The organism is Streptococcus sanguinis (assembly GCF_050225395.1).
In the GTDB taxonomy this organism is placed as follows: Bacteria; Bacillota; Bacilli; order Lactobacillales; family Streptococcaceae; genus Streptococcus.
The window spans coordinates 778780-792111 of the sequence record NZ_CP071431.1 but is presented as its reverse complement, the minus strand read 5'-3'; the positions used below and the strand labels follow the sequence as shown (position 1 = coordinate 792111).

The 13332-nt window shown below is 41.6% G+C and carries 12 protein-coding genes; all 12 read right to left on the bottom strand.

The genetic code is table 11. The features are described 5' to 3' along the window. Nucleotides 1–190: 190 nt before the first annotated feature. On the bottom strand, nt 191–2206 hold the full coding sequence (locus tag J1C81_RS04055; RefSeq protein WP_002914714.1) for a M13-type metalloendopeptidase: 2016 nt from the start codon (nt 2204–2206) through the stop codon (nt 191–193). A 488-nt stretch (nt 2207–2694) separates the two neighbouring features. Next, nucleotides 2695–3555 (bottom strand): SAM-dependent methyltransferase TehB, encoded by an 861-nt coding sequence (gene tehB, locus J1C81_RS04050; protein ID WP_216725502.1) that lies wholly within the window; start codon nt 3553–3555, stop codon nt 2695–2697. A 378-nt stretch (nt 3556–3933) separates the two neighbouring features. Continuing rightward, a complete protein-coding gene (locus tag J1C81_RS04045) occupies nt 3934–4917 on the bottom strand; it encodes a hypothetical protein (protein WP_002914711.1) in 984 nt (327 codons plus the stop codon). A gap of 183 nt (nt 4918–5100) precedes the next feature. Next, entirely contained in the window at nt 5101–6063 is a 963-nt protein-coding gene (locus J1C81_RS04040) for a hypothetical protein (RefSeq protein WP_032909786.1), read from the bottom strand. A 232-nt stretch (nt 6064–6295) separates the two neighbouring features. Next, entirely contained in the window at nt 6296–7132 is an 837-nt protein-coding gene (locus J1C81_RS04035; RefSeq protein WP_002914709.1) for an alpha/beta fold hydrolase, read from the bottom strand. Nucleotides 7133–7146: 14 nt separating this feature from the next. Beyond that, entirely contained in the window at nt 7147–8148 is a 1002-nt protein-coding gene (locus tag J1C81_RS04030) for an NADP-dependent oxidoreductase (protein WP_002914708.1), read from the bottom strand. Nucleotides 8149–8229: 81 nt separating this feature from the next. Continuing rightward, entirely contained in the window at nt 8230–8661 is a 432-nt protein-coding gene (locus J1C81_RS04025) for an Rrf2 family transcriptional regulator (RefSeq protein ID WP_032909685.1), read from the bottom strand. Nucleotides 8662–8836: 175 nt separating this feature from the next. Further along, a complete protein-coding gene (gene smpB, locus J1C81_RS04020; protein ID WP_002894882.1) occupies nt 8837–9304 on the bottom strand; it encodes an SsrA-binding protein SmpB in 468 nt (155 codons plus the stop codon). Further along, a complete protein-coding gene (rnr, locus tag J1C81_RS04015; protein ID WP_002914705.1) occupies nt 9267–11615 on the bottom strand; it encodes a ribonuclease R in 2349 nt (782 codons plus the stop codon). Before rnr ends, smpB begins: the two co-directional genes overlap by 38 nt. A gap of 89 nt (nt 11616–11704) precedes the next feature. After that, on the bottom strand, nt 11705–11938 hold the full coding sequence (gene secG / locus J1C81_RS04010; RefSeq protein ID WP_002894878.1) for a preprotein translocase subunit SecG: 234 nt from the start codon (nt 11936–11938) through the stop codon (nt 11705–11707). A 42-nt stretch (nt 11939–11980) separates the two neighbouring features. Next, entirely contained in the window at nt 11981–12130 is a 150-nt protein-coding gene (gene rpmG, locus J1C81_RS04005; RefSeq protein WP_072074309.1) for a 50S ribosomal protein L33, read from the bottom strand. Beyond that, a complete protein-coding gene (locus J1C81_RS04000) occupies nt 12130–13332 on the bottom strand; it encodes a multidrug efflux MFS transporter (RefSeq protein WP_328263754.1) in 1203 nt (400 codons plus the stop codon). The genes rpmG and J1C81_RS04000 overlap by 1 nt, the downstream gene beginning before the upstream one ends.

The window sequence follows — 13332 nt, the reverse complement described above, 5'->3', positions numbered from 1 at the left end:
ATTTCAAAATAGAAAAAAGCCAGATAAAATCTGACTTTAAAGACACGTGGCTGCGGAGGCACAACCCGCAGCCGCGCAAGTATTGCAGGAAAGAATGGATAGGAGAAAAAGAACAAACTTCTCTCCTATTTCCAAACTGGTTGTGCTTCATAGCTTAGATTATTTTACCGTCTTCTCTAGACAAGCCATCTTACCATACGCTGACCCGCTTATCTGGAGCCAGATACATGGCATCACCTTCTTTGATTTCTGGATAGGTTTCATAGAAGGCCTCTACATTTTTGAGTTGCTGGTTGACCCGCAGTTCGGACGGAGCATGAACATCTACCTTCAGGAGAAGTTGGTTAAATTGCAGACTGGCCTTGCTTCTCCAGATATTGGCATAGTTTTCAAAGTAATTCTTCAAGTCTGCATCTGGATATTTCTTTTTAACAACTTCAAGAGTAGCTGAAAGTCCACCCGCATCGGCTACATTTTCTGTTACCGTAAGCTTGCCGTTGACCTTGCCGCCGTAGATTTCAATACCATCCCACTGCTTGGTAACAGCTTCAATTTTCTTGTCAAAAGCTTTCTTATCTGCTTCTGTCCACCAATTGTTCAAATTCCCCTCTTCATCAAAGTTTGCACCGTTTGAGTCGAAGGCGTGAGTAATCTCGTGACCAATAACCATACCGATACCTCCGTAGTTCTTTTCCATCTCTTGCTTAACATCAAAGAATGGATTCTGCAGGATTGCGGCTGGGAAGTTGATACTGTTATTTTCCTGTGAGTAGTAAGCGTTGATATCATAGGAAGGCATCAGCCACTCGTCCTTGTCTACTGGCTCAGAGAAGTGCTCAACATCATATTGATGTTTTGCTTGACTCAAAGCAATTGCATTTTCAAAGAAGGATTTTTTATCATCTACTTTTAAGGCCTTAGTCACTTCGCGAACTTTTTCAGGATAGCCGATATAGAGTTTCATCGTATCCAGCTTCTTGACTGCCTTCTGCTTGGTTTCTTCTGACAGCCATTCGTTTTTCAGCATTCGTTCCCGATAAACTTCCTTGATATCCTTGACCATTTGGGTCACTTCTTGCTTGGCTTCCTCACCGAAATATTTGCGACCGTAGTAAAGACTAAAGACATCTGAAAAAGTTCCTGTTGTCAGATTGTATGCTGCATCTTCCTTCGAAGTTGCTTCCTTAGTACCTTGCAAGGATTTTTGGTACTCTGCAAAAATCAGCCGATAGTCATCGGTTAGAAAACTAGATGCTGATGCTGCTTGCTTCACAAGCATCCAAGATTTTAGCTTGGCAAAGTTCTTGTCGTTGACTACCTTGGCAAAATTTTCATAATACTTAGGGTTAGGTACATTGACATCACCAGATTCCTGGCCTAGATAGTCATTGATAATATCGTGAAACTTAAAGGTATCAGAGTAGGCATTGATGTCTTCTGCCGTCTTAGGGTGGTGAAGATTTTTAATTTCCGAAGTTTCTTCATTACTTTGGGCATACTTGGCCAATTCTCCATCAAATTCTAAGGCTTCTTTGACGATCTTTTCGCTATCTTTTTCACTATAGCCTAGCTTTTGAAAGGCTTCTTTGAATGCTTTTTCCAGCGGATCCATCATCCTTTTCTTAGCACCTTCATCTTCATAGTAGCTCTTATCCGGCAGCATAAGACTTGGACTGGACAGATTCACTTGTTTCTGATTGGTATTTTCTAGGTTAGAACTAATTTCAAAGGTAAACGGCAGAGCCAAACCGCGTTTTTCCCAGTCAACAGCCTTACTAGCTAGGTCCTTCAGATCGGACAAGTCTTCAATTTCCTTGAGATAGGACTTGAGAGGATCTAAGCCATCCTTTTCCCGCTGCTTGAAGTCAGTCGCTTGCTGGTAGTATTTGATAAACTCAGGCATGCCTTCAATCGTTGACTCTTCTTTACCAGAGACTAGATTTTTGACATCCGCCTTCATCTTATCCTTGACCTGCTCGTTCAACTCATAAAACACACCGTTAGACGGCTGGTCGCTAGGGATTTCTGCCTTTTCCAGCCATTTTTTATTGATGGCCTGATAGTAATTGGTCCTCACTGTGGCATTCTTATCAATCGGTGTCTCCTGAGGGACAAAGGTCTTATAAGCCCAGTAGCCACCGGCAGCTAAGATTAGACCGGTCACAGTCAAAGTAGAAGTTAGAATGATTTTCGTTCTTTTCTTCATGAGTTCCTCCTTTTATATTAAGTAAAATATAATTGACTTTTTTATTTTACTCATTTACTTTAACATATTCTTTTTTCCTCGTCAACAGAAAACTGAAGGTCTGGAAAAATTTGCCGCAAGAGGAGAGAATAAGGTCATTCAGTCTGCTTTTAAAAGTGATCTGCTCTAGACTCACACTTAAAGAAAAACTAAAGTTTTCTAGTTTTCTACCAGCTGTCCTGTTGCTTCCAGCTCTTTTCTCTCCCCCTTGCACTTTCTAGTATAGCGGCCAAACTTCAGATATTTCTCAAGAAATTCTAAAATATTTCTAAAGTTTTTTACTAAAATAAAAAAAGACTGAGACAAAAATGCCTCAGTCTAGTTTTATTCTGTTCAAAAAATATTGAGGCTGAGACAATTTAAATTGTCTCCCAGACCTTTTAAACCAGAACCTCAAAATAAGTTGGTAAAGCTAAATTTTCAAAAATTTAGTTCTTTCCTACTGTCTCCTACTGAACCTTTTTAGCCAGCATCGTCGCAAAGCGCAGCTGAATTCGATTGCCGTTTTCATCACGGCGATGGAGGTGACCAGGATTTTCATTGTACTTAACCAGCTCCCAGTCTTTATAATACTCGGCAAGCTCGCCTTCCTTAAAAGTAAAAGGAAAGGGAACAGAGCATGGGAAGTCTTCTGTATCCATAGCACAGACGATGAGATTGTAGCCACCAAGCGCTGTATGCTCTTGCATATTTCGGATAATATCCGGAATCCGCTCCGCCGGCAGAAACATCAGGACAACAGTGGAAACGATCAAATCATAAGTCTGGGTCAGACTAGCTGAGTTGATATCGTAGCTACCCACTGGCAGAGCTAAATCCTCCTGCTCCACAATGCTACGTAAGATCTCCAGTGCCAGCTCATTCTGATCTACAGCCGTCACTTCAAAGCCCTGCTTGGCCAGAAAGAGAGCATTGCGACCTTGACCACAGCCTAGATCTAAAGCCCGCCCTGGCTGGACTGTCTGCATGGCTTCCAAAACCTCTGAGTGCACTGGATTACTGCCGTATTTCTTTGGAAAATAATCCTCAGGCCGACAGTAAAACTCCAAATACCACTCTAGGTCATCTGTCAGGGATTCAACCCGATGCCAAGCTTGGGGTTGGGCAAAAGGATTGTCCTGACCAGCTTCAAAGATGTGCTCAGCTAGCTCCTCACCTTCCTCTGACATCTCGACAAACTTAAGCCGTCCCTTGAGAACAGTGATTTTGCCCCAAGTTCCCTCTTTGGTATTGTGCTTTCTCTTTACCGCTTCTGGCATTGTCTCAGCCGTCCACAACGGCATGCGTTTATAGGCTAGCAATTCTTCTATCATAAAAAATCCTTTCTCTGAAAGCCAAGCTCCGAATAATTTAACTGTCTTTATCATACTCGAAAAGCACAGACTTGACAAGTGTCAAATTGAACTGCCTTCCCTGCAAAAAGAAAGAACTGGTCCATCAGCCAGTTCTTTCTCACATAGGAAGTTTACTATCATTCTTCTTTTTTCTTGCTAACTTGCTTATAGCCAAAGAAGCCTAATACTGCAACCAGCAGCATATCTTTGATAGTTCAATTCAAAAAATACGAGAACATCAAGAAAAAATATATCACTGTACCCTTATCGGTCCGAGCTCAGTAACAAAAATCAAAGTGTGCTCTTTCAGATAATATACTGCCGAAGATAGAAAATAAACCGTCTACCAACATTCTAATCATTCAAATGATAAAGATTTTTGGCTTTTTCAACATCATAATATTGGTCAAACTCTTCCTTGGAACTGAACGCATGATCTTGACCATCGATAGACAATTCTTTGGGTATCTTAGAGTCTCTATAAAGATTATAATCGTTTGGCAAAAACTTTGAATAAACTGATGCAATTCTATCAACGGTATCAAAACTATTTTCGTTTGTCAAAATGACAACTTGAGAATTCTCTTTCTCTAATATGTTCATAGCATCTTTATCTTTGCTAATAGGTGTATTTACCATTTCCCCTGGTTTGATTGTAAAATGGAACCCAAATCCATCACTTTTTATTCCAAAGTTAGATATATTATTAAGTTTGATAGAAGAATAGGGAAACTTTATATTTTCAATAGCTTTCACTTCTTCAATTTTTCTTGTTTGGAGATTTAAAAACACCTGTTTCTTTATCTCATAGCCTTCCAAAGGTCTAATGTAAAGCGCCAACAAATCTTTGCCTTTATAAGAGTAAACCGGACCAATATAACTTGCAATATAACCCCTTTTATATTGGTTCACTGTAGTTAGTAAGTCAATTTCAGGCTCTTCTTTTAGTTTATTCCCTTCTAACTTGTAAATTGATAAAGTCCAATAGGCATTCTTCCCAATCGATTCATGGATAGCCGAAGGGTGCTTTGGTAATTTCAAATTATTCCTAAGAATATAGTTTTGAGATGTAGGATTTAGCCATTCAGTGAATAATTGTTTATTATACTTGCGCAATTCTGCTTCCTCTGACTGAACTACATCCCAATGTACTATCGCTCCTTTGCCATCCGCAATAATTTGATAAGAGTCAATTTTAGCTTTACCAGTGTAATACTGGTAACCTGTATATTTCTCCGACAGATACCATTGATAGAGGAATAAACTTCCCCCTATCAATCCGAGAACAGATACAAACAACAGTAATCTGTTCAACCATTTTTTATTTGTCTTTTTCATCTTCTGCTCCTTAATCCAGTATATAGTTTGTCTTAAAAGATCTTCTTTTTACAAATAAATTCATCCTAAAACCTCATCCTTTCCATTGTCTTGCCATGTCGCGGTTTTGTTCGCGGAGTTTGACGGATTCGCGCTTGTCGTAAAAGTTATTTGTCAGTAGTTTTATCGTTTTCCCTGTAGACTCTAGTTTTCTTTTTGTGGATGGGTTTCAACCCACTGCTTGAAATCATTAAAAGATCGAATCTGTGTTTTCTCTCCAGTAGTTTCATCTGTGGCATAAAGTTCCATTACATCCTGACCTTCGGGCGCAAACCAATGAATTAAATCATTAAACCATTCTTCTTCATTATACTGATTAGGACGGAAATAAATTTTATTGCCTTCTTTTATATTTATCTCAATTTCTGGATAAAGTTTTGCGAAATTAGTGCCTGAAAGATCTAAATTACCTTTATCATAAGAAGCTACTAAGTAACCTGGTCCATATCCTAAGTGATAATTTGATGTTGAAGAACTAATCTGACTCTCTATACCTCCTTTTTTCCAATTGGTAGCCATAGGCGAAGAAGCCTCCACAGGAAAAATTGTGATATCCTCTTTACTTAAAAATTCATTGAACTCATTTTCTGACATCTTCTTTTCGATTTTTCCCGTATCCAACGACAGAATTACGTATATAGTTTTTTCTATCTTACCGACTTCGTTCGAATACATGCTAAAGGATAAATACTCTTTGCCATCCCTTGAGAACTGCTCCTGAATCTGCTTTAGCCTATATGTATTCTCTCGTCCTAACAAACTATAGATATCGACTTCTTTGCTAGTTATTTTGGTAGAATCGTGCAAATTATATATCTTGATTTTGAAATATTCCTCTTTATTTACTTTAGATGAACTTGCACTGTCATATTCATCCAAGCTGTTGTATTTAAAATCCGTTATATAATTTTGACTATAGCGAAAAGAATCAGTTTCTTTACTGCCAACCAAAACATATTTATCTTTATTAAATAGCTGTATTCCTTCAACACAATATTCACTCTTAGCATATTCTTTCTTCTTCCCACCTAGAAAAAAAGTCAGTGAAGCCACGAAAGTCAGAATCAAACAGAATATAAATATGAAAAATTTTTTATTGAGTTTCATTTGCTTACCACCAGTTTTTAATTCATCTAGCCATTTATTTTGATAATCCTCGGAGTCATTCCACTTTTTTTCATCAATCATTCAACAAAAGTGGTCATCCTCAAACCTCATCCTTTCCATTATAGCATAAATCAATTGACAGAGTTGAATGTTAAAAAAGACCGGTCGCCCAGTCTTTCATATTGTATTAAAGTTGCTATGTCCCTTTTTTAACCCTACCATTTTGACTATTTTATGCTGCCAAAAACCTCAACAATTCCTTTGAGAATTCATCTGCATATTGAAAAATGGAACCATGTCCAGCATTTGGATAGATAAGAAGTTTGCTGCCTTCTACCTTTTCATGCATAGCATAAGAATTTTCTGTTGGGACTTGCATATCCTTATCACCATTCACAATTAAGGTTGGTTGAGTGATATATTTCAGATCGTCTTGTGGAGCTTGTCCCCAAGCCTTGATTGCCTTGAGCTGCGTTAAGAAACCAGCAATTTTCATGTCTTTGTCCTTAAATTCCTCAGTCCGCGCGCCCATACGATCTAAAACCTTCAAAGCCTCTACTTTACCTTGCTCATCATGATTGTAAAAAATATAGCGTTTTGGGTCAATACGCTCAAGGGCAGCTTTAAACATATATTTGAATGTTTTTCCGGTAACCTTATCCATTTCAAATCCACCTCGAGGACCAGTTCCTGCCAAAATAAGAGAATTAACCAAATCAGAATCCATACGAACTATTTCTTGAGCAATCATACCGCCCATAGACAGTCCTAAAAGGTTGATACGATTGTAACCTAAATCACTTATAATGGCAATGGTTTGCTCTGCCATGCCTGGGATAGTCGTTGCAACTTTTCCCTGACTTTCCCCAACACCTGGTAGGTCTAAGACAAGGACATGATGCTCTTGCGCAATCAAATCTAAAAGTTTTGGATCCCAATTGTCCAAGGTAGCAGCCAAGTGAACTAACATAACAAGTGGAAAGTCAGACTTACCCTTGCTAAGTTCACGATAGGCAATTTGATTGCCAGCAACAGTAATGTATTGATTTTTTGTTGTAATGTAAGACATAAACTTCTTTCTAATTATTCAAAGCTGAGAACTGTTTTCCCACGTGAACGTCCATTCGCAACCTTGTCGAGAGCAGGATTCACCTCATCAAACGGGTAAACTGTATCAATAGACGGTTTGATTTCAAGTTTACTGAAAATATCTGCTACTTCTTGTAATTGAGCACCGTTACTTTCAACAAAAATAAAATGATAATGAACACCATACTTCTCAGCCATCTTATCAAACTTACGACCAGCAAGTCCTAGCAAGATTTGTTTCCATTTTGGCAAGTTCATGCGTTTAGCAAAAGCATCATTTGGCATCGCTCGAAGAGAAACCAAGTGTCCGCCTTTTTTCATGATAGACATTTGCTTCTCTGTTTCAGCACCACCAAGTGTATCCAAAACATAGTCCACATCGCTGACAGTTTTTGTATAATCCTCCGTCTTGTAATCAATAAAGCGATCTGCCCCCAGTTTCAAGACACGCTCAGCGTTAACGGCAGCACCATTCGTAATGACTTTCAAGCCTTTTGCTTTAGCAATAGGAATCGCCATGCCACCAACACCACCTGTACCTCCAGAGATGAAGATTGTTTTACCAGCTTGAGCTCCTATAAGCTCAAGGGCTTGCATAATAGTCAAAGCCGTCAAAGGCACCGCAGCAGCTTCTATGTCTGTCAAATATTCTGGGACTTTTGCCAAGGCTTCACTATCTACGACAACATATTCTGCAAAAGCTCCGATATGATCAAGTGGGAGGCGAGCAAAAACACGGTCGCTAAGCTTGAAGTTGCTGACACGGCTTCCAAGTTCTTCAACAACTCCAACAACTTCATTTCCAGCTGTTTGCGGCAATTTGTAAGGAGCGATCATCTTAACTTCTCCTCGGGAAATCATATTGTCCAAAGGATTGACTCCCGCTGCAGTGACCTTAACCAAAACTTGATTATCTGTAATGATAGGCTTTGCTATTTTTGTTATCGTAAGGTTGATGTTCTTTTTGTCATATTTTGTATGTAGTGCTGCTTTCATTATAATCTCTTTTCTATCCTTTATCTTCTTTGCATCAAGTGCAAGACTGTATTTTTGTTTTTAAAACTAAGATTTTACAAGTCAGTTTCGAACTTGATTAGCTGTTTTATATAAATTATTGATGACATCATCTAATGTTTGATGGCGCAATGCCTTTTCTAGTTGAGCTTCTGCAATAGCAAAAATCGGCGAGACCGCTTCTTGAATATTTTGTCCGACAGAACATTCTTGATTAGCGTTCTGATGCATTTGAAACAAACTAATGCGCTTAACTTCTTGGGTAGCATAATAAATCTCAAGTAAACTCATCTTCTTAGGAGTTTTGCCGAGTTGATAGCCCGATTTACCTTGATGAGAAATAATTAAACCTGCATTTTTCAACAAGGTAATGACTTTTCGGATATAGCTAGAATTAGTTCCTACACTCGTCGCTAAGTTTTGCGAACTCAAAGTCTCCCTACTCTCACTAATCATTGTCAAGATATGCAAAGCCACTGAGAATTTTGTATCCATAGAAACTCCTTTTTTATAAACTTGTATCTGATGCAAGAACAAGCATATCATCTGGATGGTTACTTATCAACTATTATGCTCACTTCTTTTTTTAAAATTAGAAAAGTCATCGAAGACAATCGAATAACCGGAAAACTTGCTCCATAAAATAAAAAAAGACCGGTCACCCAGTCTTTTATCTTGTATTAAAGTTCTTCATCTGTCTTGCAATGTCTCGGTTTTGCTCGCGGCGTTTGATGGACTCGCGCTTGTCATAGTCGTGCTTCCCTTTGGCTAGCCCCAGAAGCAGCTTGGCATAGCCGTCCTTGAGATAGACCTTGAGCGGCACCAGCGTCATGCCAGTTCCCTTGGTCTCCTGCTCCAACTTTTGGATCTGCTTCTTATGCAGCAGTAGCTTTCTGCGACGCTCAGGCTCTTGGTTCCAGATATTGCCCTCTTCATAAGGAGCAATATGGACATTGCTGAGCCAGGCCTCACCGTTCTTGATTTGGGCAAAGCCGTCTTTGAGATTGATGCGGGCTGCGCGGACGCTCTTGATCTCCGTCCCTGTCAGCACCATGCCGGCCTCAATGGTATCCACGATGGTGTAGTCGTGTCGAGCCTTCTTATTTTGAGCGACGACCTTTCCTTCTCCCTTTGCCATGCTTAGCTCCTTTCTTAACTAGTTCCTTGTAAAATGCCTTCTGGCTCTTGCCTTTCTTGGACTTCTTATCTTTCTTATCTCTGTGGCCTTTTTCTTTGGCAGAATGGCTACGCTTGTCATCCTCACGACGCCTCTTTCTGCCTGACCTGCCTCTGCCAGTCTTACTGGTCTTTTCTACCAGGTCAAATTCACTAGGCAGATACTCAAAGTCAATCTCGCCCGTAGCTTTATCCGCTCGGACCAACTTGATGCGAATTTGCTGACCGACCTTGAAGATCACGCCAGACTTTTCTCCTTGCAGGGTCATGGTCCGCTCATTGTAGCTGTAAAACTCTGGCAGGTTGGTGACATGAATCAAGCCTTCGACCGTATTGGGCAACTCGACAAAGAGTCCAAACTTAACCACGCTTGAAACCACGCCGTCAAACTCTTCTCCAACAAATTCTTCCATGTACTCAGCCTTCTTCATGGCTTCGACTTCACGCTCGGCCTCGATAGCTCGACGCTCTCGGCTGGAAGACTGACTGGCAATCTCTGGAATCACTTGCTCAAAATGCTCTGCTATTTCCTTAGACTTGCCATAATCCCGCACCATCCGATGAACCAAAAGGTCTGGATAACGGCGAATCGGACTAGTGAAATGCGTATAAAACTCCGCTGCCAGACCATAGTGGCCGTGATTGTGCTCAGAGTAGCGAGCCTGCTGCATGGAGCGCAGAAGCATCATGGACAGGACATCCTCATAAGGCTGGTCTTTGACCGCCTCCATAATATCCTGCAGAGCCTGCTGACTCATAGAGCTAGCCGTCCCGTATATCCGAATCCCGAAGCTAGAGGCATAGTCGATAAACTTCTGCACCTTCTCCGCCTTAGGATCCTCGTGGATCCGATAGATGAAGGGCAGATTTAGCTTAGCAAAATGCTCAGCCACCGTCTCATTCGCCACCAGCATAAAGGACTCAATCATGCGCTCAGCAATTCCCCGCTGACGCAGGACAATGTCAACCGGCCGGCCTTCTTTATTGACCATGATTTTGGCTTCATTGGTGTCAAAGTTAAGTGCACCACGCTTAAAGCGCATCCTTTCCAGAATCTCATGTAGCTGGACCATGCTGTCAATACTAGGCACAATAGCCTTGAACTGCCCAGCTTTTTCCTCATCTCCTGCGATGATGTCGTTGACATCACTGTAGGTCATGCGGAAGGTCGTCTTGATAACAGTCTGGGTAATGGTATGCTTGACCACGCGCCCCTTGGCATCTATCTCCATGATCGCCGACTGGGTCAGCCGATCCACATTGGGATTGAGGGAGCAGATACCGTTGGACAAGCGCTCTGGCAGCATAGGTACCACGCGGTCGGTCACATAGACTGAAGTTGCCCGATTAAGGGCTTCCTTGTCCAGCTCAGAGCCTTCCTTGACATAGTAGGACACATCTGCGATGTGTACTCCCAGCTCAAAGTTGCCATTTTTTAGACGCTTGATATGGACAGCATCGTCCAAGTCTTTGGCATCCGCTCCATCGATGGTAAAGGTAATCTCATCTCGCAGGTCCAAACGCCCTACCAAATCACTCTCAGTCGGTGCATCTGGAACTCGCTCGGCTTCTTCCAAGACCTTTTCTGGAAATTCGGAGACAATGTCCATCGACTCCAGCACTTCCAGTACATCAATACCAGGGTCGTTGACGTGGCCGACCACATCGACCAGACTGGCCACGAAGAAATCGTGTTTCTTGGTCGGATATTTGTCAATAACAACCTTGAGTACTTCTGTACCGTCCAGAACTAAGGCTGGTTTTTTGACATAAATAGGCTGGCTGATTTTCTGATTTTTCGAGCGGATATAGCCCGCGTACTTGGGCTTTTCTTCATCCAGAACCAGCTGGCCAACTGCCGACGTCAGGCTATGCTCCAAAATATCAATAATCTTAGCCTCAGCTGATGTTCCCTTGATCCGGTCTGCCACCTTGGTGATGACTACTTCCACCGTATCGCCATCAATGGCATGATTGACATCATTGCGGCCGACAAAGAGGTCATCCTCTTCCTCATTCAGGGTGACAAAGCCAAAGCCATTCTTGTGGGCATGAAAAACACCCTTGAGCGTCAGACGCTCCTGCTTTTTCTTCTCATAAAGCTCAATCCGCCCCTTGTCATCAAAACGAATCTGATGCTTTCTTTCCATCTGGGAGATGGTCTTAACCAAGCTACTAAAGGCCTTGGAAGACTCTTTCCCCAAAGCAGCCGCCAGCTCATCCACGCTAGCCTGCTGCCTGTCTTTTAAATATTCAATGATTTCTGATTTCATATTCCTCTTCTCTTGATGAGTTCTTTCTTCATCCTTGCTAAATCTCTTTAAAACTTAAAAAATAGGCCAAGACGAAGTCAGAGCCCATTTTATTTACTAGATAATACTGCTAATACCAATGCAATCAGTAGCCAGAAGAAAATCATGATTCCCGTCATACGCTGCATCACAGCTTCAAAACCGCGTGCCTTAGGACGTTCAAACAAGTCGTTGGCGCTGGCATCAAAGACGTTGCTGGACTGATTTTTGGTTGGTTGCATAAAAATTGCAATGACAATAATAGCTGATAAAATGACTAAAATGGTTAATAATAGGTTGTACATAAATAAAAACTCCTTAAAATCCTATCTATTTTATCATAAAATCTACTTGGATTCAAGATGTAAAGTAACTTTTCTTTCCTTAGGACAATACTTTAAAACCTCAATTTTTTCCGGATGCGTTTTAGTATTTTTGCTGGTCAGATAGTTCTGACTGCCGCAGCTGGAACATTTTAAATTTATTTTAACGCGCACTAGATATCCTTCTTTTTAAATAAATTTCGAAAACTAAAGAGATTGGCCAGCATACTGACAGCAACTAGCCCTGCTGTTGCATAAAAGACTGAATGATAGCCATAGGCTGCCGCAATGACCGATCCAGACATAGGGCCGACCACCCCACCCAGATAAAAGAAAATCTGATTATAACTGAAAATTCTAGAGATTCCAAACTTGGGTGTTATCTTACTTAGCAGAGCATTGACACCTGGTATCAGCGCTCCTGTTCCTAGGCCAAATAAAAAGCGATAAAAGCCCAGCTGCATAGGGGAACCAGCATTGGCACAGAGCAGATAAATCAGGATTGAATAGAACTGAGCCAGCACCAGAAGCCGATGATTGCCGATACGGTCTCCTAACCGCCCCAGAATGCTGGAGCTCATCATGCTGGAAAGTCCCATGCTAGAAACGATGAGACCCGAAACAAAGATCAGATTGTCCTTTTGCCCTAGCTCTCTGACATAGAGGGCAAGAATAGGGCTAATAGATTGAGCTGCAAACTGGATAACAAAGCTGGTCAGAAAGAGATTAATCAGCATCTTAGGATACCTGAGTTGACGCAACAATTCCCTAAAGCCTACCTCTTCTTGTCGGGTCACTGGCACAAAATCCTCCCGAATCAAATAAAAAGTCATCAGGGCTGCCACTAGAAAGAAGCCGCCAATCAGGAGAAAGACATTTCGAATACCGAACATCTCCGCAATCAGACCACCAATAAATGGACCCATAAGATTACCCGCAACGACACCGGTCGAGAGAGTTCCCAGAGCATAACCCGTTTTTTCCTTGGGAGCCTGACTGGCAATCAAAGCTGTGCTGTTGGGAACATAACCAGCAAAAACACCGTTTAGAAAGCGTAGGAGCAAGAGCCAGAAAATATTGGGAACAAAGGCAATACCGCCCATCGTGAAAACCATGGCAGTAGCTGCACGTATCATCATAGGCTTACGGCCATACCGATCGGCCAGGCTTCCCCAGACAGGAGAGAGCAGCGCCGCTGAGATTGCAGAGAGTGAAATCCCTAGCCCAGCGTAATACTCCACCTCATGACCGCTAGCACCCAACTGCTCCACGAAAAGTGGCATAAAAGGCGTCACCAGAGAAATGCTGGCACCTGTCAGGAAGTTCCCAAACCAAGCGACTTTCAGGTTATGTTTCCAGTTTACTTGTGTCGTGAT

Excerpts from the sequence above, each read along its gene's own strand:
- rnr (WP_002914705.1), bottom strand. The coding sequence starts at position 11,615 with ATGAAATCAGAAATCATTGAATATTTAAAAGACAGGCAGCAGGCTAGC.
- J1C81_RS04030 (WP_002914708.1), bottom strand. The coding sequence starts at position 8,148 with ATGAAAGCAGCACTACATACAAAATATGACAAAAAGAACATCAACCTT.
- J1C81_RS04025 (WP_032909685.1), bottom strand. The coding sequence starts at position 8,661 with ATGGATACAAAATTCTCAGTGGCTTTGCATATCTTGACAATGATTAGT.
- secG (WP_002894878.1), bottom strand. The coding sequence starts at position 11,938 with ATGTACAACCTATTATTAACCATTTTAGTCATTTTATCAGCTATTATT.
- J1C81_RS04035 (WP_002914709.1), bottom strand. The coding sequence starts at position 7,132 with ATGTCTTACATTACAACAAAAAATCAATACATTACTGTTGCTGGCAAT.
- J1C81_RS04040 (WP_032909786.1), bottom strand. The coding sequence starts at position 6,063 with ATGAAACTCAATAAAAAATTTTTCATATTTATATTCTGTTTGATTCTG.
- J1C81_RS04045 (WP_002914711.1), bottom strand. The coding sequence starts at position 4,917 with ATGAAAAAGACAAATAAAAAATGGTTGAACAGATTACTGTTGTTTGTA.
- J1C81_RS04055 (WP_002914714.1), bottom strand. The coding sequence starts at position 2,206 with ATGAAGAAAAGAACGAAAATCATTCTAACTTCTACTTTGACTGTGACC.
- smpB (WP_002894882.1), bottom strand. The coding sequence starts at position 9,304 with ATGGCAAAGGGAGAAGGAAAGGTCGTCGCTCAAAATAAGAAGGCTCGA.